This window comes from Paenibacillus sp. 2KB_20 (assembly GCF_052115765.1).
Lineage (GTDB): Bacteria > Bacillota > Bacilli > Paenibacillales > Paenibacillaceae > Paenibacillus_AQ.
The window spans coordinates 274,036-300,465 of record NZ_JBFRHH010000004.1; the positions used below are offsets into that span (position 1 = coordinate 274,036).

20 protein-coding genes are annotated in these 26,430 nt (G+C 51.7%); 8 read left to right on the plus strand and 12 right to left on the minus strand.

Features of this window, described 5'->3' with window-relative positions; translation table 11 throughout:
- Nucleotides 1-183: 183 nt before the first annotated feature.
- The 5 genes from AB4124_RS13395 (at nucleotide 184) to AB4124_RS13415 (ending at nucleotide 6,769) form a co-directional block, all read left to right on the plus strand.
- Nucleotides 184-1,041 (plus strand): lipoate--protein ligase family protein, encoded by an 858-nt coding sequence (locus AB4124_RS13395; RefSeq protein ID WP_441973151.1) that lies wholly within the window; start codon nucleotides 184-186, stop codon nucleotides 1,039-1,041.
- A 176-nt stretch (nucleotides 1,042-1,217) separates the two neighbouring features.
- Nucleotides 1,218-2,843: a PhoX family protein gene (locus tag AB4124_RS13400; protein WP_441973303.1), complete on the plus strand. Its 1,626-nt coding sequence runs from the start codon at nucleotides 1,218-1,220 to the stop codon at nucleotides 2,841-2,843.
- A 24-nt stretch (nucleotides 2,844-2,867) separates the two neighbouring features.
- Nucleotides 2,868-3,089, plus strand: a complete 222-nt coding sequence (gene tatA, locus AB4124_RS13405) for a twin-arginine translocase TatA/TatE family subunit (protein WP_015737862.1) — start codon at nucleotides 2,868-2,870, stop codon at nucleotides 3,087-3,089.
- Nucleotides 3,046-3,819 carry a twin-arginine translocase subunit TatC gene (gene tatC, locus AB4124_RS13410; protein WP_076323863.1) on the plus strand — a complete coding sequence of 258 codons (774 nt, stop codon included), beginning with the start codon at nucleotides 3,046-3,048 and terminating at the stop codon, nucleotides 3,817-3,819. Before tatA ends, tatC begins: the two co-directional genes overlap by 44 nt.
- Nucleotides 3,820-4,468: 649 nt before the next feature.
- Nucleotides 4,469-6,769, plus strand: a complete 2,301-nt coding sequence (locus tag AB4124_RS13415; RefSeq protein WP_441973152.1) for a helix-turn-helix domain-containing protein — start codon at nucleotides 4,469-4,471, stop codon at nucleotides 6,767-6,769.
- A gap of 148 nt (nucleotides 6,770-6,917) precedes the next feature.
- Here the strand turns inward: AB4124_RS13415 and AB4124_RS13420 are convergent, their stop codons facing one another.
- From AB4124_RS13420 to AB4124_RS13455, 8 genes are all read right to left on the minus strand, one after another.
- Nucleotides 6,918-7,964: a glycoside hydrolase family 18 protein gene (locus AB4124_RS13420; protein ID WP_441973153.1), complete on the minus strand. Its 1,047-nt coding sequence runs from the start codon at nucleotides 7,962-7,964 to the stop codon at nucleotides 6,918-6,920.
- 21 nt (nucleotides 7,965-7,985) lie between these two features.
- Nucleotides 7,986-10,604 carry a transglutaminase domain-containing protein gene (locus tag AB4124_RS13425; protein WP_441973154.1) on the minus strand — a complete coding sequence of 873 codons (2,619 nt, stop codon included), beginning with the start codon at nucleotides 10,602-10,604 and terminating at the stop codon, nucleotides 7,986-7,988.
- 8 nt (nucleotides 10,605-10,612) lie between these two features.
- The gene (locus AB4124_RS13430; RefSeq protein ID WP_441973155.1) at nucleotides 10,613-11,635 is read right to left on the minus strand and encodes a carbohydrate-binding family 9-like protein; all 1,023 of its coding nucleotides are present in this window, start codon (nucleotides 11,633-11,635) and stop codon (nucleotides 10,613-10,615) included.
- Nucleotides 11,636-11,698: 63 nt separating this feature from the next.
- The gene (locus AB4124_RS13435; RefSeq protein ID WP_379410278.1) at nucleotides 11,699-12,985 is read right to left on the minus strand and encodes an alpha-L-fucosidase; all 1,287 of its coding nucleotides are present in this window, start codon (nucleotides 12,983-12,985) and stop codon (nucleotides 11,699-11,701) included.
- Nucleotides 12,986-13,047: 62 nt separating this feature from the next.
- Complete coding sequence (locus AB4124_RS13440; protein WP_430128628.1) at nucleotides 13,048-14,433, minus strand: alpha-L-fucosidase; 1,386 nt, start codon at nucleotides 14,431-14,433, stop codon at nucleotides 13,048-13,050.
- A gap of 146 nt (nucleotides 14,434-14,579) precedes the next feature.
- Nucleotides 14,580-16,190 carry an extracellular solute-binding protein gene (locus AB4124_RS13445; protein ID WP_076323855.1) on the minus strand — a complete coding sequence of 537 codons (1,611 nt, stop codon included), beginning with the start codon at nucleotides 16,188-16,190 and terminating at the stop codon, nucleotides 14,580-14,582.
- Between the two features lie 43 nt (nucleotides 16,191-16,233).
- Nucleotides 16,234-17,142 carry a carbohydrate ABC transporter permease gene (locus AB4124_RS13450; RefSeq protein ID WP_098749345.1) on the minus strand — a complete coding sequence of 303 codons (909 nt, stop codon included), beginning with the start codon at nucleotides 17,140-17,142 and terminating at the stop codon, nucleotides 16,234-16,236.
- A 15-nt stretch (nucleotides 17,143-17,157) separates the two neighbouring features.
- Complete coding sequence (locus AB4124_RS13455; protein ID WP_339291926.1) at nucleotides 17,158-18,129, minus strand: ABC transporter permease; 972 nt, start codon at nucleotides 18,127-18,129, stop codon at nucleotides 17,158-17,160.
- Nucleotides 18,130-18,550: 421 nt separating this feature from the next.
- On the opposite strand from AB4124_RS13455, the gene AB4124_RS13460 reads away from it, so the two are divergent.
- Nucleotides 18,551-19,585 (plus strand): glycoside hydrolase family 18 protein, encoded by a 1,035-nt coding sequence (locus AB4124_RS13460; RefSeq protein WP_430109070.1) that lies wholly within the window; start codon nucleotides 18,551-18,553, stop codon nucleotides 19,583-19,585.
- A gap of 459 nt (nucleotides 19,586-20,044) precedes the next feature.
- Here AB4124_RS13460 and AB4124_RS13465 read toward each other — a convergent pair whose 3' ends face one another.
- Together AB4124_RS13465 and AB4124_RS13470 are read right to left on the minus strand one after the other, a co-directional pair.
- Nucleotides 20,045-20,263 (minus strand): DUF378 domain-containing protein, encoded by a 219-nt coding sequence (locus tag AB4124_RS13465; RefSeq protein ID WP_339268677.1) that lies wholly within the window; start codon nucleotides 20,261-20,263, stop codon nucleotides 20,045-20,047.
- A 167-nt stretch (nucleotides 20,264-20,430) separates the two neighbouring features.
- Nucleotides 20,431-21,327 (minus strand): LysR family transcriptional regulator, encoded by an 897-nt coding sequence (locus AB4124_RS13470; protein WP_441973156.1) that lies wholly within the window; start codon nucleotides 21,325-21,327, stop codon nucleotides 20,431-20,433.
- A 158-nt stretch (nucleotides 21,328-21,485) separates the two neighbouring features.
- On the opposite strand from AB4124_RS13470, the gene AB4124_RS13475 reads away from it, so the two are divergent.
- Both AB4124_RS13475 and AB4124_RS13480 read left to right on the plus strand, forming a co-directional pair.
- A complete protein-coding gene (locus AB4124_RS13475; RefSeq protein ID WP_441973157.1) occupies nucleotides 21,486-22,529 on the plus strand; it encodes a YeiH family protein in 1,044 nt (347 codons plus the stop codon).
- A gap of 442 nt (nucleotides 22,530-22,971) precedes the next feature.
- On the plus strand, nucleotides 22,972-24,441 hold the full coding sequence (locus tag AB4124_RS13480; RefSeq protein WP_441973158.1) for an alpha-amylase: 1,470 nt from the start codon (nucleotides 22,972-22,974) through the stop codon (nucleotides 24,439-24,441).
- A 123-nt stretch (nucleotides 24,442-24,564) separates the two neighbouring features.
- Here the strand turns inward: AB4124_RS13480 and AB4124_RS13485 are convergent, their stop codons facing one another.
- Complete coding sequence (locus AB4124_RS13485) at nucleotides 24,565-25,464, minus strand: ABC transporter permease subunit (protein ID WP_339268685.1); 900 nt, start codon at nucleotides 25,462-25,464, stop codon at nucleotides 24,565-24,567.
- An 18-nt stretch (nucleotides 25,465-25,482) separates the two neighbouring features.
- Nucleotides 25,483-26,391, minus strand: coding sequence for an ABC transporter permease (locus AB4124_RS13490; protein WP_339268687.1), 909 nt, complete (start codon nucleotides 26,389-26,391; stop codon nucleotides 25,483-25,485).
- Between the last annotated feature and the right edge of the window lie 39 nt (nucleotides 26,392-26,430).

A 26,430-nucleotide genomic window follows, 5' to 3' on the forward strand; every position in this document is an offset into this window, starting at 1 on the left:
TTTATACTTTCTGATATCTAAACAAAAACGTCGAAAGTTCCCGACTCATAAGGCGAGGCTCGCCGCTTCAGTATGAATTTATGGTATGCTGTTCAAAGAAAATAACGATCGGGCTCCCCCTCGGAAGACAAACCCTTCCATGGTCTATGCACGATCCACATATAAGAGGAGGCGCAAGAAAGCGTGAATATTCCGCTGTCACTACCTGAAGATCAACCTGTTCTGCTGCTCGACCGGACACATGATTTATCGCATCAGGACGTGCTGTACCATTTTGCGCTGGACGAGCTCCTATGCAGGCTGACCGGAGATGGCGGGCCGGCCGTCTGCCATCTGTGGCGGCATCCGCGCGCTTTTGTCATGGGCGTGCTCGACAGCCGCCTCCCCCATGCACCACAAGGGGTAGCCATGCTTCGTTCCCTCGGCTATGACACCGCCGTCCGCCATTCGGGCGGTGCTGCGGTTCCCTTAGACGCTGGCGTGGTGAACCTGTCCCTCATCCTCCCCTTTTCCTCTACGGGACCGGCGCCTGACTTTCATCAGGACTTTGAGATCATGGTGGAGCTGATCCGGGAGGCCCTCCGCGGCACCGGACAGAACGTAGATACCGGCGAAATTGCTGGCGCCTTCTGTCCCGGAACGTTCGATCTAAGCATAGGTGGCCTTAAATTTTGCGGCATTGCCCAGCGGCGGCAACGTAAAGCCTTCATTATCCAGGCTTTTATCATAGCCGAAGGTTCAGGCAGCAAGCGCGCCCGGCTGGTTCGTTCCTTCTATGATATTGCCGCTGCGGGTGCAGACCCCAAGCAATATCCTCTAGTAGAGGCTAACAGCACCGCCAGTCTTGAAGAGCTTACGAACATCGGCACCAGTCAAAACCCCGTCCACCCGTTTATCGTTGCTGTAAAAGAGGTCATCCGCAGCTGGCAGTCAGGCAAGGAGCTGACAGAAGCCGCTTCCAGGTTTACGATGCCAGGCACTGAGGAAATTCGTGTCATGGCCGAACAGATGCGTCAGCGCTACAAGGGCAACTCCATATGATTATGCATATCCTCCGCAAGTCCAGCCATGTACAGGGGCGCCGCTAGACGCCCCCTCCAATATCACTTTATTTTTACAATTCCACCATTCACCGATGATATTCCCTTAACACTTCCCCTATAAACTTGTCCTGATGGCAATTTATACATTAGGGGTGGATAAGCTTGAGTAAAACGATGGATCGCAAAACGTTTCTGTCTTATCTGGGTACTGGCGCAACCGCATTGGCTGCCGCTTCCGCAGGCTTAGGTGTATTGGAAGGGAAGGCTTCGGCCATGTCCGGAACCGCAAATCATCTGTTCGGATTCAAAACGAATCGGGTCAGCGGTTACTTCGAACCAATCGAACCAACCAAAGCAGACCAGCTCGTCCTGCCTAAAAACTTTAAATATGATGTCATTGCGGCTTTTGATGACGTGATCAATCCGGCTGGCGAAAAATTCGGCTCCGGCTGTGATTACAACGCATTTTTCCCGCTTAAGGGCTCCAATGTCCGCGGCCTTCTGGTCAACAATCATGAATACTCCACCATCTTCTCCATCGGTCCTGTAAAGGATGGGAAGATGACGGCGGATCAAATCCATAAAAACCTGTATTACCAAGGCATGTCTGTTATCGAAGTATACCGTGACGAGAAGGGGGTATGGAAAATGGACACCACCTCCACCCATGCCCGCCGCATCAACGGCTTCAGCAAATTCGATATCACCGGTCCGGCCAAAGGCATCCCTGCCCTGAAAGGCGCAACGACAGCTACCGGCACGTTTGCCAACTGCTCCGGCGGAGTGACGCTTTGGAACACAGTCTTATCTTGCGAGGAGAACTTCGAGGACACCGCGGCAGTCTCTAACCTCCCGGATACGCATTACGGCTGGGTCGTTGAGGTCGATCCGTTCGATAAATCCTTCCTGAAGAAGCATACCGCCCTCGGCAGATTTAATCATGAGAATACCGCGATGGGCCTTGCCGCAGACGGCCGGGTCGTTGTCTATATGGGCGACGACAAGAAGGATGCCTGCGTCTATAAATTCATTAGCAAAAGCAAATATGATAAAAGCAAAGGCCGCGCTAACTCCGCGCTTCTGGAAGACGGAACCCTGTACGTGGCCAACCTGAAGTCGGGCAAATGGCAGCCGGTCACCCTGGAGGCCGTAACCAAGGCAGCCGCAGAGGATAAAGAGGCCCAAGCCAAATTCAAGTCCCAAGGCGATGTTGTCACTTACTGCCAGGAAGCTGCGCGTCTTGTCGGCGGAACACCAACGGACCGTCCGGAGGATATCGAAATCTCGCCGTTCGATAACACCGTGTTTATCTGCCATACGAACAACGATAATCACGGCAACATCCATGGTCATATAACGCGCATTTTTGAAGCGGGCAACGATCTGGCAGCCATGGAGTTTGACTTTGAAATTTTTGCTGCGGGAGGACGCCAATCCGGATTCAGCTCGCCGGACAACCTGGCTTTCGACTCGAACGGCGATCTGTGGGTCGTGACGGATATCTCCAGCAGCAGCCAGAACAAAGGCGTTCACAAACCCTTTATGAACAACGGACTGTTTGTGATTCCAACAAGCGGGCCGGATCAAGGGGTCGCGCTGCAATTCGCCTCCGGTCCGGTGGAATCCGAGCTTACAGGTCCTTTCTTCACACCCGATGAGCAGACGCTCTTCCTATCCGTTCAACACCCGGGCGAGAATACGGAGGACCTCAGCAAACCAACCAGCACATGGCCTCACCGCTCCGGTGAAAACATGGCGCGCTGCGCCGTCGTGGCCATTAGCGGCTTCAAACTGGAGTAATACCAATCGAAAGGAGCGAGGATCATGCCGTTTGGCAACATTGGCATCGGTGGTTTAATTCTTATTTTGATTATCGCACTCATCATATTCGGTCCATCCAAGCTTCCTGAGCTCGGTCGCGCTTTCGGGCGGACCTTAAGCGAATTCAAGGGCGCAACCCGTGGCTTGATGAACGGAGACGACGAGAATGGAAAAAAAGACGATGCTCCGCAAACTGCTGCAGCGGTCGATAAGCAGCACAGCTAATCCGAACGACCAGAGCGCGATCGAGCATCTGGAAGAAATGCGGAAGCGCCTGATCCGCACCCTAATTGCGTTTCTCGTCGCAATGGTGGCTGCCTTCATCTACGTCGAGAAGATCTACCACTGGCTGGTACGAGGCATGGACAAACAGCTCGTTCTGCTCGGTCCCTCCGAAGTCATGTGGGTATATATGATCATTGCAGGCGTTGTGGCCGTAACCGTCACGCTTCCCATTGCCGCCTATCAAATATGGCGGTTCGTGCAGCCGGCGCTGCCGGATGGGACTCATCGCTCGGCCGTGCTGCTCATCCCCGTGATTAGCGTGTTATTCATTGCCGGCATTTGCTTCGGATACTTCGTGCTGTTCCCGATGGTGCTGCAGTTCATGCAGCGTATGGCCGAAGGCGCATTCCAAACGATGTATACCGCGCAAAAATACTTCACGTTCATGATCCATATGACCGTTCCTTTCGGATTCCTGTTCGAAATGCCCGCCATCGTCGTTTTTCTGACGAAGCTCGGCATCGTGAATCCGCATCGGCTGGCCAAAATGCGCAAATCAGCCTACTTTCTGCTATGTATCGTGGCCGTCACCATCACGCCACCGGATATCATGTCCGATTTGATTGTGATCGTTCCGCTGTTCCTGCTGTACGAAATCAGCGTATCGATCTCCAGATTCATCTATCGCAAGCAGCTGCAGCTCTCTCAAGTGGAGGGCAGCGCAACCTAGTAAGGAACCAATTTCAATGTGTGCACTGCTCCCTGTGCGCACGTTGCGTGGTCCGGTCCATGCTTTTTACGAGATTTGTACGAGAAATCGCACAAACTGAATGGATAAGAGCTATCGACTCAGGAATTTGTACGAAAAATCGTGCAAATACGATTACGAAGGGATCCTTATAGGAAATTAGGACGAAATTTCGTTCAACCTAAGTACATGTCCGTTTCCCCCGAAATTGGACGGAACTTTATAGAACCCGTGAACTGGACAGCCTCAACATGCAGGTTGTCTGACCTACGGGTTCTTTTTTTTGCAATCCTCCCCTTTACCGATATCTTCGCTTCAACACGTATCCCCCGCTTATTTCGAACCGATTGTTTCGTTTTATCCCCCCTCATCTGAGACTTTTGACGCGATTCCATTGTATATTCGAAATGATCCATTGATTTATTAGTCAAGTTCTCCTAGTATTTTTAATAGGGTATCTATTGGCTCGTCATGAATGCTACTGCCTCGGCAGCATTTATGATAGCGCTATCAAATGGCGCAACGTGAAAACACAAATTGCTATTTGAAAACCGTCTCGGTGTGTAGAATGAATTAGTTCCGGCTAAAAACTTAATAATCTAAAATCGTTAAAAAACGGGAGGTTGCAGATATGAAATGGAATCACTTCAAGTCCAAGCTTCTGCTTAAATACACACTGTCCTACATCTCCATTTTCCTGATACCTCTTGTTATATTAACCATCATTATTTATCACAATGCCGTGAATACGCTCCGTTCCGAGATCGAGCAGACCAATGTCAATCAATTGACCCAGGCCAAAACTGTCATCGATGAGCGCATGAAAGAATTGCAGGACATCGCCTTTCGCATCGCCTACGATGAGCAGCTGACCCGTTATTGGACTCACCATCCTTACTACAGCCGGGAATCCATCGGGGCCTTGGTCAAATACAAAGCCACCAGCTCCATTATTGATGAATTGTTCCTGTTCTTCCGCGGAGATAACAGCATTTATTCGTCAAAGGGCTTTGAGAATCTGAATGTCTTCACCGACCGCTACAAATTCAACAGCTGGAACGAAACGGAGATGGTCCGTGATTTAAACTCTGTCCCGATTCCGACCATGCGTCCGGCGGAGCAAGTGGTTCAGGGGACCAAAATCCAAAATTCCATGCTGGCATACCTTGTGCCGATCGCACCTAACAATACGCCCGCCCACGGCACCGTCATGTACCTGATCCATGAGTCCAATCTGACCGGATTGATCGAATCCATCCTCAGCGACTATCATGGAATGACATATATATTCGATAATTACGGACAAGTGCTGGCCGCCAATCACCAAGGCGAAACCATTACCGAGCAGGAAGTCCACGCCCTGTTCGCACTTGAGCCTGGAACGCACAGCCTTTCCTTGAACCAAGAGCCGCATTCGGTTGTATCCGTTAAATCCGATGCGGGCTGGACTTATGTCACCGCAATGCCAAGCAACCAATTTTTCAGCCGTATCGTTCATATTCGTACCTTTGTAATTCTGGTATTCTCCTTCGTCGTAGTGATGGGTACCATTCTTGCCATTATGCTGGCTCGCAGGCAATACCATCCGATTTCAGACTTGATGGAGTTCATCCGCTTGAAGAATGACCCGGAAACGTCCACATCCAGCAACGAGCTGGAATGGATCAAGAAAACGCTGCACGACTACAGCCAGCGCGTCGATCTTCAAGAGCCTTACGCACGGAATCATATTCTGCTCATGCTGCTAAAGCATGGCCATACTGGTGAATTCCCTTCCGAGTTCACCGAGAAGCTGGGCATCCGCTTCAGCCAATCCCATTATTTTGTCGTGACCATGGGCTGGGAGTCGCACGCCCTGCCCATTGGCGACAATCCGGAGCGGCGGCCCGTCATGCAGTTAATGAACGATGTGGAGCTGCCGGCGTTTTCCGCCTATGCCTATGGAGTGGAGCTGCCACAGCCCGATCAGTTGGCCCTCATTGTCGGATTTGATGCCGAAACCGGGCATGATGCGAGCCTTAACGCCCGTATGGAGCCGATCGCCCTGGCCCTGCAATCGATGGCGGGAGAGCACACGGGCGTCTCTCCTGCGATCGGGGTAGGCAACCGCTACAGCTATCCGGAGCAACTGAATCAATCCTTCATTGAAGCATCAACCGCTTTGGAGGCTTCCATGCTGCACGGACAGGGCAGCAGCACCTTCTTTAACGCTCTTTCCGGTTCCGGCGCACAGGATTCATCCTTCTGGATCCCTAAGGATGTGCTGCTGAAGCTGGTTCAAAGCTTGAAACAGGGCAGTTATGATGTAGCGGTTCAAATGGTATCCACCGCATTGAATAACCTGAAGACAGAAATGCCGTCCGTACCGCTGCTGCGCTGTATCTGCTTCGATATTCTGAATACGATGCTGAAGACCGCGTCCGAGCTTGGCATCCATCATGTGGTCAATCAGCTTCCACGGGTCACCTCTTATGACTCGCTGGAGGATTTGGAGAAGAAGCTGGCAGGCCTTGCCGCGGAAATCTGCGCCCATGTCGAGGCGAAGAGCGAGACCGAAGAGAGCTCCCTGATGGACGAAATCGTTGCCTTTATCGATGCCAATTTTACGGACTATGACCTCAGCCTGGGCACGATCTCGTCTAAATTCTCCATCTCTTCATCATATTTCAGCCGCTCCTTCAAGGAGAAGATCGGGATGAACTTTACCCAATACATCTGGCAGAAACGAATGGATGAGGTGATCCGGCTGCTGCTGCACACAACCGATCCATTAAAGGATATCATCACCCGGGTCGGTTACCTGGACACGCCGAACTTCATCCGCAAATTCAAGAAAGAGACGGGGTACACGCCCGGTCAATACCGCAAAATGCACAGCAGCAACGGCGCTGCTGATTCGCCGGATGAGGATGACGAAGAGTACACCGGATAACGAATTCGGATGATGGCGAAGAATAGTGAGTCGGTACCAGTTTTGCCGCAAAAATAGAAACCTCCCCTGAACCGTACCGTACAGGGGAGGTTTTCGTATGTTTTAAACTCATCCGAGTTATCAGATCCACCGCGACCGCCAGCTGTTCCTATTTCCCGGCCGAGATGCTTTGAAGTCCTTGTTGCATAGCGCCCAGCAGGCGATGGGTCGGGTCGCATCCATATTCCCAGAACATGATCCCGGCCAAGCCTTGTTCTTTCACATAATTGCATTTGCACTGAATCGATTCCTCATCGTCATAAGAAATCAAGCTGGAGCCGTTAAAAAGGTACGGCGCACAGGCTTCCTCGTCCCAATAACGAATGTAGCCGTTCTTGTTGATGTACTCCGCAGCCAGCTCGGCAAAGGCCGGACCATAGCCGCCTGTGCTGCCAGCCATTTGGTGAAGGCCATGGTTTCGATCCGGCACCTCGTTCCATACACGGGAGTAAAATGCGGCACCGATGACTATCTTCTCCTTCGGGACGCCGGCGCGAACGAACAGGTTCACGGAAGCATCCGTGCTGATTCGGAACAGATCTCCGGTTGACGTGTACAGATTCGTATGATGTCCGGTCAGGACCTGAAACCCGCCTCGCATATCATAGGTCATCAACTGGACAAAATCCAGGTACTGCTGTACCTCGGCCATCTCCGTGCCGTCTACATAGTATTGGTCAGCCCCTGCCGCAATCGTGAGCAGGTAATGCCGGCCATCCCGGGAGCCCTTAGCATCCAACGCCTTCCGGATCGTCTTCAGCAGCAGGGTGAAATTCCGTTTATCATCCGGACTCGACCCTATGTCGGCTTCACCATAACATGGATACTCCCAGTCCAGATCGATACCGTCAAAAGGATATTCCTCCAGCACCCGTATGGCGGATGCGGCCATGCGGTCCCTTCCGCCCTCGGTAGAAGCGGCTTCGGAAAAACCACCAGCGCTCCAGCCGCCAACGGACAGCAGCACCGTAAGATCCGGGTGGTCCCGTTTGATGTTCCGGACAACCTCGCCATTCTTCAGATGCTCGGTCGTGATTTCATCGTTCTTGACATGGCCGAAAGCCACGTTCAAATGCGTCAACTTCGATAGATCCTCATGCGTCATGTCGGGAAGAACCGAATCGACGGCGTAACCCGCCACAATATACTTCGTCATTACTCTTCACTCCGATCCCTTCTAGGGTTGTAATATCGCGGTTGCAATCTGCAGGGCTTCCTTCCCGGTGCCGATCTTGTATCCGGAAGCCGTATAACGGATTTGATCCTGACGGTCCAGGGCGAACAGATGAGGATAACCGGCTTCATGGGCTGCAGGATTCGGGATGAAACCCGACAAGGAAGCGTAACTGGAATCCCGTACAAAAATGGTGCGGGCCGGCAGCTTCGGATAGCTTGCCGGATCAAAGGAAGCCGTCCATTCCGCATCCCCGATCACCAGCACAATCGGCAAGTCCAGCTTATCCAGCGGCTCGGCCAACTCGCTGAGCTCGCGGAGCAGATGCTTGGTCGGCTCCCGCTCCGGTTCGATCCAGGCAGCGATAGCGCCCTCGGTTCCCAGAAGATCCTTAAGATCCGCTCCCGTTCCGTCTAATCGGGTAAGCGTACTGCCCGGCGCCAGTTTGCCCAGCACCGGAATGTCGACCGCCGTCTCACGATAGGTCAGCGCCACGCGCGTGGTGTCTCCGGCACGAACGGTAAAGTACGTGAAGCGCACTCTTACCGTTCCGTCCTTCAGCCGGATGCCCGACGTTAGACGGTACGAACCCGGCTCAACCTCATACGGCTCGTCGTAAACATCGGTGCTGCCATAAGGATACACCAGCGTTTTGTACACGCCGTCTTCCAGGCGGGCGAAGGTAAAGTTCTCGGCATAGGATGCGGCCGGCGTATCCTGCGAAACCTCCGGATCCCTGAGGAGCTGCAGCATCCCCCAGCTTGAGCTCTCCTGATTCCGGGGGGAGTCCAGACGGAAGGCTGCATCTTCCCAACTTCCATCACGTAAGTACTGCGGCTTCTGCTCGCTCGGATGCAGTCGGGCGGGAATCCCCAGACTGCGGCATACAGCCACAAACAGAATGTCCAGCGACTGCTCGTCTCCCTTCATGAGACTGTACGTGCCTGCCGGATTTCCCTTACCCTTCAGGTTGGGAAGGTCCTCAGCATAGGCATAGCCCTGCTCCAAATGCCCGGCAAGCGTAGAAGGATTCTTCCTGAATGCCGCAGTCTCCTCCGCCGTAAAGGCATCAACGAATACACGGCGATACGGGACCAGCATTTCATAAGAAACCCGCGGACACAGGATGTACTTCACGAAGGTATCCTCATCCCACTGTCCACGCTGTGAGAGGGCACCCATCAGATGATCATCCAGCGTTTGCCGGAAGGTATCAATCAAATCCTTTTCGTTCAGCGATTCCAGCAGCCGCAGCGGCCACTCGCCGTAATCGCCGGAATGCTCCTTCAGGAACGCTGCGATTTCCTTGCTGTTGCCTCTGGCTTTTCGAAGGACGTCCCACACCCGCTCCGGAGGCAGTCCTAATGACTGGGCCAGTGCAGTTGCCTCTTCTTCGCTCAGGAATGTACCCTCATATTCGGTCCGGACCTTCGTCCCTTCCTCCAGACGGTGGTTATGAGCCTGGGTCTTCTCCTCGGATAACGCCGTCGCGGCGTCCCCTTCTCCTTCCGGTGGAGGAACCATATCGAAATCCACGATCCCTGACGGCTGTTCGGATGAATCAAGCACAAGTTCGATATGTCCGCCGTCCTCGGCCTTGAACAGGACTTCACTCCACTTGCCGCCGCTGACCGCACGAACCAAGAGGTCGCCATAACCGGTCTTAAAGGAAGCCTTCCCTTGCTCATCGGTCTTGATTTCGGCAATCGGATAAAATTCAGCCATATTATACAGCTCAAATCGAATGCTTGCGCCGGATACAGGCACTTCCTGCTTATCCTTCACGCTCACGTAAAGGGTGCGAGCCGGTGCATAGTTCTCCAGCAAATTAATCTCCGTAAACCCCTTTTCGCATAGGGTAATATCCTCAGGACCGGGGTAATCGGCAAAAATTCGCGTATTGATCAACATCGCCCTGCGTGCCGGCGGACTGAACCAGCCTTGATTCAAGCGGGCTTCCGGTTCGCATGCCCCGATGTAATACCACTGGCCGTCCGCCCATGCTTCCACCCAGGCATGGTTGCTGTCGCAATGAGCCCAGCGCGGCGTATAGACCTGACGCGCGGGGATGCCGATGCTACGAAGCGCGGCCACCGCCAGCGTGGACTCCTCGCCACAGCGTCCGCGTGCGTTCCGGACCATCGTCAGCGGCGAAATGGTTCGCAGATCGCTGCCGATGTAGGTCGCCTTCTCATGGCACCAATAATTGGTTTCCAGAATGGCATCCGCCATCGATAACTTCGCCGTCCGTTCGGCCAATTCGTTGTAGAGAATACCGCGGTAATCCTCAATATTCTCCGTATTAACCCGGTAAGGAAGCACAAAATGCAGGAACAGATGATCCGGCACGCGCTCGCCCCAAGGCACGCGCTTACGGATGTCCAGGGCTTGGCGCACATGATTCAAGAACAATTCTCCATCATAGTCGGCCATGTCGTTCACCGGCATGTAAGCAAACAAATATTTCAGGGCCCAAATCTCTTCATCGGTCAGTTCCTGCTCCAAAACATGAAACAGCTTATCTTTGCGCGCTTCCGCAAAGATGATCTTCTCCTGAAACTTTTGCTCGATCCGCTCCCGTATCTGCGAATCCAGCGAGAACACCGCGGTTTGGCTGGTCATCCTAGCGTTCACTCCCTCCATAGCTTTCCGTCTTCCCGAATGCAGATTAGAGCCGTGCCGTCCGATGAAGGCGCGCTAATCTGGAACAGGCTGCGAGTCGTTTCAATCACAGGCTGGATGCTCCATGCATCCTCGCCCATGAGCTGCTTCATGTCCTGCGTAAATTCACCATGGGCTTCATAGTAATTACGCTGCCGGTAATAGAGTCTGCGCAGCTCCCATTTGATCCGTTCGTCTTCCGGAAGCGTAAACGGCTGTTGCTCCTCGCCACCCGCGAACACAACGTAACCCCACAGCTCAGGGTAATGCATATTGATGATGCCCATAGGCGACCATACCCAATTGTCTTCCGGAAAAGGCTTGCCTGTCTCCGGATTCAGCGCCTTACGGTACTCGCCGTCTTGTACCTCGGTCTGCCATTCCACGCGCGAGAAGTTGACGCGCCAGAACTCACCCGGCGCAGGGCGGCGGCCACCTTCGGCACATTCCTTGAGACTGGTCCAAGGAATCGCCACCTCCACGCTCCATTTCCGGTTGTCAGCGCCAGGACGGTTCAGCTCCCCATCGATAAATACCGCCGTCTTAAGACCGCTGATATCCCAGCCGTTAACCGGAGGTCCGCCATCCCGGTACGGTTTCACGAGCAGCAAGTCCCACACCGTGTTCAAGGCATTAATTTCGAATTCATAATATTGATGGCTGTCTCCGTCCGGATCAATGAATATTTCAAAGTCATTATCATAGAAAATAACCGAATCGCGTTCAGTAAATGTCGCCCATATCTGATCCTCGATCAGCTCGGCGGCAAAATAAAAATAATCGTCGTCCCACAGCATTTTGACCCGAGTCCGTTTCCCCGGCTTCGGACGAAGATCCCCTTCGATATCAACGAAATCGTCGGTCCACTCCGCCGCATCCCAGAATGCCTTATCCACGCGGCCATCCAGCACGAGCGGCTGCCCCGCACGCTTGCATAAATAATGCTTAGGAGCATACTCAATCCTCGGCTCCGGCACTCCACTTCTGTTCATGTCATTCTCTCCGCTTCATGAGGGAGGCTAAGCACTTATCTAGCGCGTCCCTCCCTGTGATGGTTAGTTATGCGTGACAACAGCTCCCGAGCCGCCGTACATCTCCAGCTCCTCGTCAAACTCCAGCTTAAGAACCGTCACCTGCTCATGCGCGTCTTCAGGAGTCATCTTGATCCACGTCGTCCCCGGGATGTTGAACCAAGGCACGCCCCCATGAATCTCGTGGGTAAGCTCCTTGCCCGAATGCAGCACAGTAATCTTCTTGATCGGGTTGCACAGCCCCTTAATGCACACATTCTCTTTCGGAGCGTCATAGACAAACAGGTACAGTGTCTTTCTGTCCTCGGAAATCGTGCTTCCCCCCAGATAATAGCGGGTCATAATGCCTTCACCCGTTCCGAATACAGCCTCTTCATGGGTCCGGATCCATGCTCCCAGCCCAAGCAGGATGTCCTCCTGCCTTTGATCGATGGTGCCGTCTTCGCGCGGACCGATATCCAGCAGCATATTGCCGCCCATCGAGATGCAGTCGCAGAACATCCGAATGATCTGGTTCAAGGATTTGTATTTATGATCGGTCGGCACGTAGCCCCATGAGCTGTTGATCGTTGTGCAGAATTCCCACGGTCCCTCCGGTCTCGTGATCGGAATGCCCTGCTCCGGCGTTTTATAATCACCGTGGCCCTGCAGCCGTGAGTTGATGATGATATCCGGATTGAAGGATTGCAGGTAATGCTTGAACTCCGGCAGATTCCACTGCTCGGCACTTCGCTCCCAATCGCCATCGAACCACAGCAGATCCACTTTCCCGTAATTCGTCAGGATCTCCCGCAGCTGGTTGTTATTAAACTCCAGAAATTTCTGCCATTTCTCCTCATCCTGAACACCGTCCACGGGACTGGTGTGCGGGTTGACGCTGCTGAGATCCTCCGGCACCTTGCCTCCTTCGAACACACTCGGATAATCCGGATGCGACCAATCAATCAGAGAGAAGTACATGCCCAGGTGAATCCCCTTCTCCCTGATCGCTTCGGCATACTCCCGCACGATGTCTCGATTGGCCGGTGTCCGCTTGACCACGTTGAGATCGCTGTACTGCGTATCCCACAGCGCAACACCGTCATGGTGCTTCGTTGTCAGCACGGCATACCGGGCACCGGATTTCTCGATCAAATCCGCCCATTTCTCCGCATTGAATTTCGATGCCGTAAAACCGTCCAACTGTTTCATGTACTCGTCGTAAGTGATCCTCCCATTGTAGAAGGACCAGGATTCCGAGACTCCGTCCACGGCATAAATGCCATAGTGAATGAAGATGCCCAGCTTGGCTTCTTCGAACCATTTCTGCATATCTGTCCACACCTCTTTTTGATGTCCTTGTAAGTGAAAAATACGTTTATACAACCCGTCTCTTAACGAAACCGCAACACATGCGCAATCGGGGCCGGTCCCTGACGTTCCTGATCCGGAAGACGGACCGCAACGCCATCGTCCGTGCGGCGATAATCGAGCGCCTCCTGACCCCCGACGAGATCAATGCGGCTGAACGCCGTCTGAATCGGAATGTGCAGCTCCTCAGGGACGGCTTCTTGCTCATTTCGATACAGATAGATGGCATAGGTCGTATCGTCTTTTTGGGTAAACTGGACGGCCCCGGAGGAATACGGCTCGCAGATACGCGTGCCATAGATCGCCTCTCCATAGACTTTCAGCCATGCCCCCATGCCCTTCATTCGTGAAATAGCCGTCTCGGGCAGCCTACCGTCCGGCTGCGGACCCACATTGAGCGCTAGATTTCCGCCTTTGGCCACGATCTCGACCAGCAGATGAATGAGCTGACGCACCGTTTTATAACGATCCTCGTAGCGGAAAGAGAAGGAAGTTCCCATCGTGATACAGCTCTCCCAAGGCACATGAAGAGCACGCTCAGGGAGGGTCTGCTCCGGCGTAATCAGATTCTCGTAAGGCCCGCCGACCGTGCGGTCCGCCGAGAGGAGCCAAGGCTGAATCTCACGCGCTTTCTCTACCACTTCACCCAGGCGGATATTCTGATCACGATAATCGTTCACCCAGCCTGCATCCAGCCACAGTACATCAATGCGGCCGTAACGGGTCATCAGCTCCATGATCTGCTCATGGGTAAACTGGACAAACTGTTCCCACAGCCACGGGTATTTCTTCGGGTCATAGCTAGGACCGCGTGACGTAAAGCTTCCCGCCTCCATTCCAGGCGCCCAGTAGTATGGCGTATGCCAATCGGCCTTCGAGAAATAGGCGGAGATGCCGAGCCCTTTGGCACGAAATGCCTCGAACAGCTCCTTCGTGATATCGGCGTGTTTATGCATATGGAACGGACAGTCTGGACCCGTTACACGGTAGTCGGTCGTATGCGTGTCCCACATGCAGAACCCGTCATGATGCTTGGTGGTAAAGTTCAAATATTTGAAGCCGTTATCGGCTGCCAGGTCAGCCCATAGATCAGGCTGAAAGCGAAGCGGGTTGAAGGTCTTGTTCAGATCAAAATACTGCCGCTTAAGCTCCTCCGCATCGATATCCCAGTCAATGCCGTCACGTGACCAATCCGCGTCTTTATCGCTCAGTGCCCATGATTCGACAAGACCCAACTGGGAATACGGTCCCCAATGCATCATCAGGCCCAGCTTCTGGTCTTTGAACCATTCCAGACGCTCCAAGAGCAGTGGATCCTCCGGCTTGACCCATTTGTCCTCACTGCTGAAATTGTGCACGCCCTGCTCCACTACTGCTTGCTCTTCCTCTACCAGCTTGTTCTCCGACATGGTGTACCTCCAATAGTCATTTGTTGATAACGATAGGTTTGAAGACCGCAAGGAACAGGCTTGCCTGCCCCTAAAAACAATAGCCAACCCCCGGTCATGGATCGACCGGGATACGTTGGCTCTTTGTTTTTCATCTATGCATCTGATTATTGCTCGGCGTTCCAGCGATCATATGCGCCTTGGTAAAGCTCGACGAGACGGTCGCTGCCCATTTTCTTAACTTGTGCAACGTATTTATCCCAATTTTCAAGCGGCTCTTGGCCTGTTACGAATTTCGCTTCCATCTGTTTCACATACGTTTCCAAATCGGACAACAGTGAAGTTGCCTCGCTCTGCTCTTCATTCGTCAAATAGACGTTAGGGAATGGCGATTTGCCGATTGGCACCAGCTTCTCTTGATTCTGCTGATCGATCCACTCATCGAATTCGGTACGAAGACCTTTTGCAACATCCGGATCATTGACGCCTGGTGTCAAAATACCGTAGTTCGGTGTGATTTTGCCGCGATACTCCTCACGATCCCCGCCGCCTGGCACCGGGAGCCATTCTTTCACGCGGTTTGCCTCATCCTTGAATTTCCACAACGTGCCTTCAGGCCCTTGGTTAAACAGTGTAGCGCCTTCATAGCTGTACAGATAATCAATCCAGCGCATGGTAGCTTCCGGAGCCGGGTTGCTGCTCGAAATGGCGAATGTGCCTCTTGCCGACATACCAGGGTGCATGCCGTATACAGGAGAATCGGCGATTTCACTCTTCACCGGCGTCATGAGCGGATGCTCGCTGCTAGGTTCGCCACCGAGCGTGAAGTACGCATGGTAGTCGTTAAACAGAGCCAGCTGATTGTTTTCTCCCTTGGCTTTTTTCTGATCGCCTGTTTGCGAGAAGGTTTCATGATCCAGCAGTTCTTCCTTCCACAGACGGTTCATGAACGTCAGATAGCCTTTGTAGCCTTCTTCCTGGTAAGGATAGTGAACTTTTCCGTCCTTGTCGGAATAAATCCCTTCGTTGTACATTCCCCAGAAGCCGAAGAAGTACATGCGCAGGTCATCCAGCTTGACCGAAGTCAGCGGAATCTCGTCTTTCTTTCCATTTCCGTTAGGATCTTCTTCTTTAACGCGTTTCAAGAATGTATATAGTTCCTCTGTTGTCTTAGGTTCGGACACGTTGAGCGCTTTTAAGAACTTGCCGTTATACCACATCGGGCCTCTGTACCATACGGCGGCCTTGTCGACGAATGGCAAGGCATAGATATGTCCGTCCGGTGTCGTAAAGGACTTGCGAACATCCGGGTTCTCATCAAATATCTTTTTGATGTTCGGTGCATAGCCCTCGTCGATGTACTTCTCCAGCGGAATGAGGATTCCTTGGGTACCATAGGTCACCTGCTCAGCCGGCTTCAGGTCGGCCGCGTAAAACATATCGGGCAAATCACCGCTGGCGAACACCAGATTCTTTTTTGTTTCAAAGCTGTCAATCGGAGAAAGCTGATATTCCAGCTTGATGCCTGACAATTTCTCCATCTCTTGTAGTACGGGCATCGTATTCCAATCGGCTACACCGGCATCCTGTGACATGACCGTCAGCGTGATCGGCTCATCCACAATCGGGAAACCTTCCTTTTTTACCCCTTCCGTACTGGCCGTCCCGGACGGTGCCGTAGCAGCGCCATCTCCTTTGGGTGAACCACAGGCTGCAAGCATTGTTGCTGAGAGGGTGAGGCAGAGTAAAATAGATGATGCCTTGCGAAGCTTTTTCATGACAACAACTCCCCTTTTTTTGGTGTCGATTTATGGTATAAGATCAGCCCTTAACGGAACCAATCATAACACCCTGCACAAAGTAACGTTGAAGGAACGGGTAAACCGCAATAACCGGAAGTGTCGCAACGATAATGACCGCATATTTGACCAGTGCAGCAATTTCCGCTTTGGAATTCATCGCTGCTGCGGATGAGGCGTCAATCGCCCCGCCGCCCTGTGCCGCCATCTCCTGAAGAACCAGGATTTGACGAAGGAAGAGCTGCAGCGGGTACTTCGCGGCATCATTCAGATAAATCATGGCACTGAAATAACTGTTCCAGTGACCGACTCCGTAGAAGAGTGCCATGACAGCAATAATCGGCATCGAGAGCGGCAGTACGATTTTGATGAATAACCGGAAGTTCGTACAGCCGTCGATATGGGCAGCTTCCTGAAGCTCCTTCGGAATGGTCGATTGGAAGAACGTCCGGGACACAATAATATTCCATATGGACGCAGCTCCCGGCAGAATTAGGGCCCACATGCTGTTGACCATGCCAAGATCCTTAACGAGCAGGTAACTCGGAATCAGTCCCCCGCCGAAAAACATCGTAACCAGAAACACCGCCATAAAAAATCCTCTGCCCACAAAATCAGAACGGCTGAGCGCATAGGCTGCAGGCAGCGTAACAATCAGATTCACGATCGTACCGATCACTGTATAAATAATCGTGTTCTTGTAGCCAATCCAAATGTTGGCGTTCTCAAACACCCGGGCATATCCATCAAAAGTTATCCCTTTCGGAATCAACCACATTTCACCTGAGCTTACGTACTTCGGATCACTGATGGAGGCGCTGACAATGTACAGCAGCGGGTACAGTACGATGACAAGCGCAATCGTCAGATAGATGTAGTTGCATAGCAGGAATAATTTATCCCCTTTGCTTTCCCTTACCGTGGATGACATATGTTATTCCCCCTTCTACCACAGGCTGTTTTCGCTGGTGCGACGAGCGATTTGGTTCACCGCAATCAGCAGAATCGCATTAATGACCGAATTGAACAATCCGACGGCGGTAGAGAAGCTGTACTGTGCGTCAACCAGACCGGAACGATAAACAAATGTCGAGATGACATCGGAAGAGCTCATATTCAGCGGGTTCTGCAGCAGCAGGATCTTCTCGAATCCGACGCCCAAAATGCTGCCCATGTTCAGGATCAACAGGATGGTGATCGTAGGTACAATCGCCGGGATGTTGATGTGCAGAATCCGTTTGAACCGGCTTGCTCCGTCCACGACAGCTGCTTCATGCAGCTGAGGATCGACACCCGATAAGGCTGCGAGATATATAATGGTACCCCAGCCTGCACTCTGCCAGACCCCGGACAGCACATACACCGTCTTGAACCATGCAGGGTCCGTCAGGAATTGAGGTGCCTGAAAGCCAAGCATTTCCACAAAGTTAACAATCATGCCGGACGACGGGGACAAGAAGGTGATGATCATACCGGACATGACAACGACCGAAATAAAATGCGGTGCATACGTGACGGTCTGTACTGTACGCTTGAAGAATGAATCCTTCACTTCATTGAAGGCCAGTGCCAGAATGATGGGCAGCGGAAACCCGATAGCTAGCTCATACAAGCTGATGCTCAAGGTATTCCAGAGCAAGTCCCAGAAGTAATAAGAGTTAAAGAAGCGTTCGAAGTGGTCGAATCCGACCCACGGGCTTCCCGTTATTCCCAACGTCGGGATGAAGTTTTTGAAGGCGATTTGGATCCCGTACATCGGGCCGTAATGGAAAATGACAAAATACAGAAATGCCGGAGCTATAAACAAATACAACTCCCAGTTTCGAATCATCCTCCTCCATAATGTATTTTTTTTACGATTCGGCATCGTGTTAACCGATAAGCTTTGCGACAGGGCGGATTGACCATCTTGCTGCATAGGTTGCCCCCTCCTTTTCTAATGAAAATCCAGCCATTTTTTTCGGAAAAGCACCCCTGTTTAATGTAAAAGAAAGAGCCTTCCTGACCACTCCTTAGCGTGCGGCGTTTCGCCCGCCTCAGAAATGTTAACGCTTACACACCAAGTGTATGGACCGCGGCACTATCCGTAAATATGTCATTTTCAATGGTCTAATGAAAACGGCTTCATGCATTGGTATGACGGGCTTTTTACGTCCTTTCCACTCTTGTCATTGTCGTTTTCGGGTAGGAAAACATGTGGTTTTTGACCCTTCCCCTCTGGTAAATTGTCATCCAGGTCAATGGAATGATCCTTGACAGATGTCATATCTGACCGTAAGTTGGAAAAATAAACCGTAAAAGCAAAACTGACATATTCTAAAAGAAATGAGGTATTACGCATGTTGCCATCCTCCTGGATTTTAGCCGGCTACGCAGGGCGCAAGGTCTTATCCACGATCACGACCGAAGATGCCAAGCGGCTCACTCACTTGAATATCGCTTTCGCCCATATCCATGAAGACAAGATTACGTATACCGATACGAACACCATTCACGAGATCCAACGCTTGAAAGCCGTCAATCCCGAATTAACCATACTGTTGTCCGTTGGCGGCTGGGGCTCCGACGGATTCTCGAAAGCGGCAGCCACGTCCGAAGGAAGACAAAGCGTGTGCGAATCGGCGATCAAGCTGCTGCAAGAGTTTCCATTCGACGGCATTGACCTGGACTGGGAGTATCCATGCTACTCGATAGCCGGAACGGCGGCATCGCCAAGTGACAAGGAGAACTTCACGCTGCTGCTGAAGAAGCTCCGGGAAACACTAGATCAGTACGGGCGGGGCAAGAAGCACTATCTGCTCACGATCGCGGCTGGAGCCGATCAATATTATATCGATGGCACCGAGATCCATAACATCCACCCCTATCTCGACTTCATTCAGCTGATGACGTACGACATGCGCGGCGGATTCCAGACGATGACGGGCCATCACACCAACCTGTACACCTCCACCGGCGATCTGTTCCGAATCAGTGTCGATGCTTCCGTCCGCCTGTTCACCATAGCCGGTGTGCCGCGCGAAAAAATCGTGATCGGCGCCGCATTCTACTCCAGGAAGTGGAAGGATGTGCCGGATGTCAATAACGGTTACCTCCAGGTAGCTCCATCTTCTGGTAGTTACGGTCCGACCTATACCCAGCTCGCAGCCGAGTATTTTAACAATCCTTCATATAAGCGGTACTGGGACGATGAAGCCAAAGCGCCCTTTTTATTCGATGGCAGCAGCTTCATCACTTACGATGATGCCGAATCCCTAACTCATAAATGCAAATATATACAAGATCAAGGCTTGGCTGGTATTATGTTCTGGGAATACAGCTGTGATGCGACACACAACCTGCTGGATGCAATGTACAAAGCATTCCACTCCTAAAGGAAGCAGAAACTTGCCTGAGCCTAACAGCCTCACTCCCCTTCAGTGTGTCTTTATTTCGCTATTCGTTCCGGACTCTTTCCTTATCGTGAAGGAGTCCTTTTTCACTACTTACGCAAAAAAAGAGGCTGACGACAGATAATATGTAATGTTTTCTGCCATGTTGTTAACTTCCGATTATTTCGCTGCAATGGCTTGGCTTTATTCTAGGAGTTCCTTCCGAACTCCGTAAATATGTCGTTTTTATCTTTAACTATAGAGCATACAAAGCCTCATAAACACTGGAAATTTCATACTGTATATGTTGATCTTGCACCTTACATGAGGTTTACAATTCATTGACCATCTTAGAATTTGCACACAAAAAAAGCCATTCCTGAACACGGAACGGCTTTTTTCATCTAGGAGAGAATCGATATCTCTCTTTATTTATGTCATCTATATGTTATTAAATGTAACTCATCTAGCTGTCTTTCGGTCGTCATTCGTAACATCACCAAAGAAGCGGATCGAGTACAATGCACACAGACCGACAATCGTATAGATAATACGGGACCCTGCGGAGCTCTGTCCTCCAAATAATGCAGCTACCAGGTCGTATTGAAACAGGCCGACCAAAAGCCAGTTAATGCCCCCAATAATCAATAACAGCAAAGCAATTGTATTAAATGTTCTCATCGCTTAACACCCCCTTGCGTCCGATTTTCACATCATTCGTTACATGGTTTGTTATTCTAAGGATTTTAGTATCTATTTTTAACCATTTACGGCGTTTGTAATCATGCCCGAACAAAAAAACATCCCCTAAAACCGGGATGTTCTTGCACCGAGATCGTTCTCTTCCTTTAGACTCCCTTGGGGAAACCGCGTTTATGATGCAGAAGCTCGAGAAATACCTCAACCGCCTTGGTATGATAAGGTGTCTTCTGTGTAATCCACGAGAACTGCCGGGCCACCGGCTTGCCGTTCGGTAGCAGCATATGAAGTGTTCCGAGCTGAACCTCCTTACGCACCGCCCATCGCGACAGCAGCGTGACGCCAAGGCCTGCCTCCACGGATTCCTTGATCAGCTGGGTGCTTCCAAACTCCACGATATGCTGAGGGTGAATATGATACCGTGAGAACATCCGCTCCGTTGCCGCGCGGGTGCCTGATCCAGCTTCTCTGACAATCCAGGTCTCATCCGCAAGTTCGGAGAGCGATAGCTCTTGCAGATGGTCATAGCGCCCGCCCCGGGGAACCATCACCACCATTTCATCCTCAGCAAAGGCCTCGATATGCAGCTTATCATCCTGATAATCCCCCTCCACGATGCCGATATCCGCCTCATGGCGCAGTATCATCTCCCCCACCTCCGTGGTGTTCCCGATCATAATCGATGGGCGGATCAAGGGATAATGTTCCCTCATATAAGCGATCAAATGCGGCAGCATATATTCCCCAAAGGTGTAACTGGAGCCAATGGACAAATTGCCGCTTGCCCGATGCATCAAATCGTCCACAAGCGTGTTCATGCGGGTGTACAGACCCAGAATGTCCCTCGCATGGTGATACACGATCTCTCCGGCTTTCGTCAGCCGGACATATTTATTGGTTCGCTCCAGCAGCTTGGTGCCAACTGACCGCTCGAGCGATTGGATATATTGGCTTACCGCGGGCTGTGTCATCAGCAGTTCCTCGGCCGCGCGGGTAAAATTCCCCTTCTCTACCACCGTAACGAATACCTCCAATGTTGGATCCACCTTTGGACCTCCTTCGTTTGCAATATCCACAAATGGTTATGAGTTATATTATCATAACTTATCACTTATGATGATCATCATAATGATTTATTTTTCTTATCCAGTGGAATGAGATACGATGGGTTCAGACCAACCGAACGAATCGGAGGTTACATCATATGACAGAGCCAGCTTATTCCAAATCACAAGAACACGTCCATCGCCTGGTTCGATGGACACAGCATACGCTGCCCGCAGCCGCAGGCGGCATTGCCTTTACCTTTGTCATCGCCCTCATCGGTTACGCATTAGCAAGCGTGCCAGGCCTTGGCTACCTTGGCCAGCTCGCATGGGCGATTCTCATCGCCGCGATATACCGGCAGTTGCGCGGTTACCCGGAGAGACTTCGCATTGGAATCCAATTCACGGCCAAGCGGCTGCTGCGTGTAGCGATCATACTATATGGCTTAAAGCTGAATATCGGCATCGTGTTCCAGCAAGGCCTTGGTTTAATGATGAGGGATGTCATCAGCGTTGTATTTGCCATTGCGCTTACCCTGCTGATTGCCAAATGGCTGAAGGCCGATATGTCTCTGTCCCTCCTGCTCGGCATTGGAACCGGCGTATGCGGTGCGGCGGCTATTGCTGCCGTATCCCCGATTCTCAAGGCGAAGGAGAAGGACACCGCGCTTGGAGCAGGGCTTATCGCCTTTCTTGGAACCATCGTTGCTATCGGATATACCCTTGTCCAGCCGCTGCTTCCTTTAACAGACACTCAATACGGCGTGTGGTCTGGCGTAAGTCTTCATGAAATCGCCCATGTGGCACTGGCAGCTGCTCCGGCAGGTGAGGACGCCCTTGCGATTAGTCTGCTTGCCAAGCTTGGGCGCGTATTTCTACTCGTACCGCTCAGTATCGCGCTCATGGTCTGGATGAAACGTACCGGTCGTTTACAGAGTCAAACACGAATGGAGTTTCCCTGGTTCCTGCTGGGCTTCATGGCAGCGAGTGTACTGGGAAGCTGGGAATTTACCGGACAACCGATCATTCCCCTGCCAATCAAGGATTGGATTTCTCAGGCAGCCTCCTTCATTCTTGCCATGGCCATGGTGGGGCTTGGCCTGAATGTCCACTTGAAGGATATACACGGTGCCTGGCGGCCGCTGCTGGCCATGTCCATCACCACCGTGCTGCTGATCCTGCTTACTTATGCCATGGCATAAGTAAGCGGAAGGCAGCCAGTGTGTAAGGAACGAACACCATCCCTAGCGTTGAACTTTTGCGCAGGGGATGGTGTTTTTTTCGTACATGATCAGCCTGGGGGGGCGTGTGTTGCCGCCGGTTTCGGGATCTTCCTCCCCTTGCTTCCTTATTACCGGAGCTTATCCAGGCGGCATGGAGGTATCCGCTTTGATTTGCCTCTTCACACATTTGATGGATCTTCTAAGGCTATCAACCACTCCTTGGTGAACACCCTCATGCCAAAGACTCCCTATGAACAAGTCTCCCAAGGAACCCCCGTCTTTTTCTTTCCATTTTAGGGTAAAACTAAATGTAGGCGGTCCGCCAATTCCAGGTGGAAGGTTTAGCTCCCCTGCTTTCTTGGGTATTTGAGCTTAGTATGCAGTATTCATGCAGAGCTATCATGATAGAGGAGATGGATGTATGCAACGAAATCATACGATTATGCAATTCTTCGAATGGCATGTTGCTGCCGATGGCTCGCACTGGAACCGACTCAAGAACGCAGCCCCGGAGCTGAGCAAGGCAGGGATCGATGCGGTATGGATTCCTCCGGTGACGAAGGCATCGTCCGCTGAGGACAATGGTTATGGCGTATACGACCTGTATGATCTGGGAGAGTTCGACCAGAAGGGAACGGTTCGCACGAAGTATGGAACCAAACAGGAATTGATCGATGCCATCGCAGCCTGCCACAAGAACGGGATTGCCGTCTATGTGGATCTGGTCATGAACCATAAGGCGGGCGCAGATGAAACCGAGCGGTTTCGGGTTGTGCAGGTCGACGAGATGGATCGGACCAAGGATATATCCAAGCCATTCGAGATTGAAGGCTGGACTAAATTCACCTTTCCTGGCCGAGGGGATCAATACTCCTCGTTTCAATGGAATTTCACGCATTTTAACGGTACCGATTACGACGATATCAGCAAGCGTTCAGGCATTTACCGGATCGTCGGCGAGAATAAATCATGGAGCGATAACGTTGACAATGAATTCGGCAATTACGACTACCTGATGTTTGCCAACATTGATTACAGTCATCCGGATGTACGCAAGGAAATGGTGGCATGGGGCAAGTGGCTGGTAGATACGCTGCAATGCAGTGGTTTCCGGCTGGATGCGATCAAGCATATTAACCATGACTTCATTAAAGAATTTGCCACCGCCATGAAGAAAAAGCGTGGAGATGATTTTTACATCGTGGGCGAGTTCTGGAATCCCGAGCTTCAAGACTGCCGAAACTTTCTGGATACGGTGGATTACAGGATCGATCTGTTTGACGTGTCTCTTCACTATAAACTCCAAGCAGCTTCCAAAGCCGGCCGTTCCTTTGACCTGCGGACGATCTTTGACGATACGCTTGTGCAATCGCACCCGATGAATGCTGTCACGTTTGTGGACAACCACGACTCACAGCCGCAGGAATCGCTGGAATCCTGGGTGGAGGATTGGTTCAAGCAGAGCGCTTATGCGTTAATCCTGCTGCGAAAGGACGGTTATCCTTCCGTCTTCTATGGCGATTATTACGGAATCGGCGGCGAGAAGCCCATTCCCGGCAAAAGGGAAGCGATTGACCCGCTGCTCTATGCCAGAGCGAATCGGGCGTATGGCGAGCAGGATGATTATTTTGACCATCCGAATACGATAAGCTGGGTTCGCCGCGGCATCCAGGAAATCGAGTTCTCCGGCTGCGCGGTGGTCATTGCCAATGGCGAAGCCGGGGATAAGCGGATGTTTGTCGGCGAGCATCGAGCCGGAGAGGTATGGGTGGATCTGACCCGCACCCGGAAGGATCGCATAACGATCGGCAAGGATGGTTTCGCTCTTTTTCCGGTGAACGGCGGCAGTGTATCCGTCTGGGCTCATCCGGATATTCCCGTAAAAGGGTAAGCAGCAGCATTTGAACAAAAAAAGACCGGAAGGATGGGTTTCGCCAGCACTCCTAATGTGTAGGAAAACACCTGGCGCAAGTCCTCATCCTTCCGGTTTTTCGCGTTAACGGCTACGTACCGATCAGCCTTTAACCTGATAACGACGGCGCAGGCCCTCGCCTAGCAGGTTGAACGTGATGATTAGCAGCATCATCGCAAATGCGGGATAGACAACGAATTGGAACTTTCCTAACCATATATCCGCTCGATTCTTGGACAGAATCGTCGCCCAGTTATACCCGGTCTCCACAAATTCCATGACATAATAATTAACTTCCTTCCACTCATGACCAAGAAAGATGTTCACGATCGCAAGTTGGCCAAGCAGCAGCATGACCTTTCCCATATCCAAACAGAAGTTGACGATCACCTCGGGGAACATAACCGGAATATAATAATTCTTGGTCAATGTCCTCGTGCGAAGTCCTAACGCGGTTCCGGCCTCCATGTAAGGCTCGCTTGCCATTTTGTGGGCCTGCTGCTGTATCGTTATCGCAACACGTCCGGCTTCAACGCTGGCCAGAATTAGAATGGCCCAGCCCATCCGCTGCTGGGAGAAGAGAAAGAACGGAAGCGCAAGCAGCAGGGCCGAGGCGAAGACCGGCGGCAAATAGGAGCACAGCTGGTTCCAGAAGGTAATGAACCGGTGGGTGAAGCCTTTTTTCTTACGAGCGATCAATCCCAGGGGCACACCTATCGCATATCGAACAGCCGTAATCCCCAGCACAAGCAGGATCGTATCCTTGGCGGTCACAACGAGCTTGCTCAGGTTATCGACCCCCTTCTTATCCGATCCCAGCCAGTTCTTCGAAGAAGGTTTAAAGGGCGGAAGCGTCAGCTTCTGCTTCCCGTCCTTCATCACCCATCTGGAGGTTTCCTGTTTCAACTCTTTATCGATAAAGGGCATATACGGCCCCGCCAGCATAACAAAAACAAAGAAGGCCAGCAGCGTGCCGCCAATCCATAAAGGGACATTCTTCAAGTCGACTCACCTCATTTCTTATCGTGGATCAAAGTATTTGCGTGCTGATTGACTGATCCATTGAACGATCATGAACAGCACCATGAAAGAAAACGTGATATAAATAATGACCCCCGGCTCATAATTGGACCCAGTGCCGCTGAACGTGTTGAAGTCCAGCGCCTGAAACAGTCTCCATGCCGCTCCCGGATAGTTGCGGTAATATTCCACGACGAGCAGGTTGGACAATATGAAGACGAGCAGGCCCGGAAGATGGGTCAGGATGGTCGCGATGCCGTTGCGCAGCATATGTTTGTATACGACCTTCCGGTCACTAAGCCCCTTGGCTTTAGCCAGCAGTATGTATAACTTTCCCTCCTGTGCAAGCAGAGAAGCCGAAGTGATTCGAGCAATGAAGAAAATCGGGTAAATCGACACGAGCAGCGAAGGCAGCACGAAGGCCTCCCAGCCGTCAACTGCAAAATAGCGGATAGCTGGAACATACTTAATGAGCACCCACTGGGCGATCAGCATCAGAAAAAAATCCGGAATGGATTGGAACAGCCATGTGGTCCAGTGTCCCAGCACATTGAATTTGGTCTTGGACAATTTGTAGTCAAGGACTCCCTTCAGAATGCCGAACACGAATCCAATGATTAAAGCGGATACAATAACGAGCAGGCTTTTACCGACGGCTCCAAAAGCGGCGGCTTCCGAAGACTGCCCGGTATACTGCGATTCCCCCAGCGTCCCGTTCTGAATGGCATTTGCAAAATAATCGCGAATATACGTAACATACTCACCCAGATCAAAGGAATAATTCGTCACCCACAAATTGCTGTCCAGCGACAGATTCAAATCCCTCGGAACCAGGACAATGAGGACGATGAACATAAAAGCGAGCAGGCTGGTTACCGTCGTTTTGAGCATTTGTGTTTTTAATCTCATAAAGTCCTCCCACACATAGTTTCAGCAGTACCTCTTGTT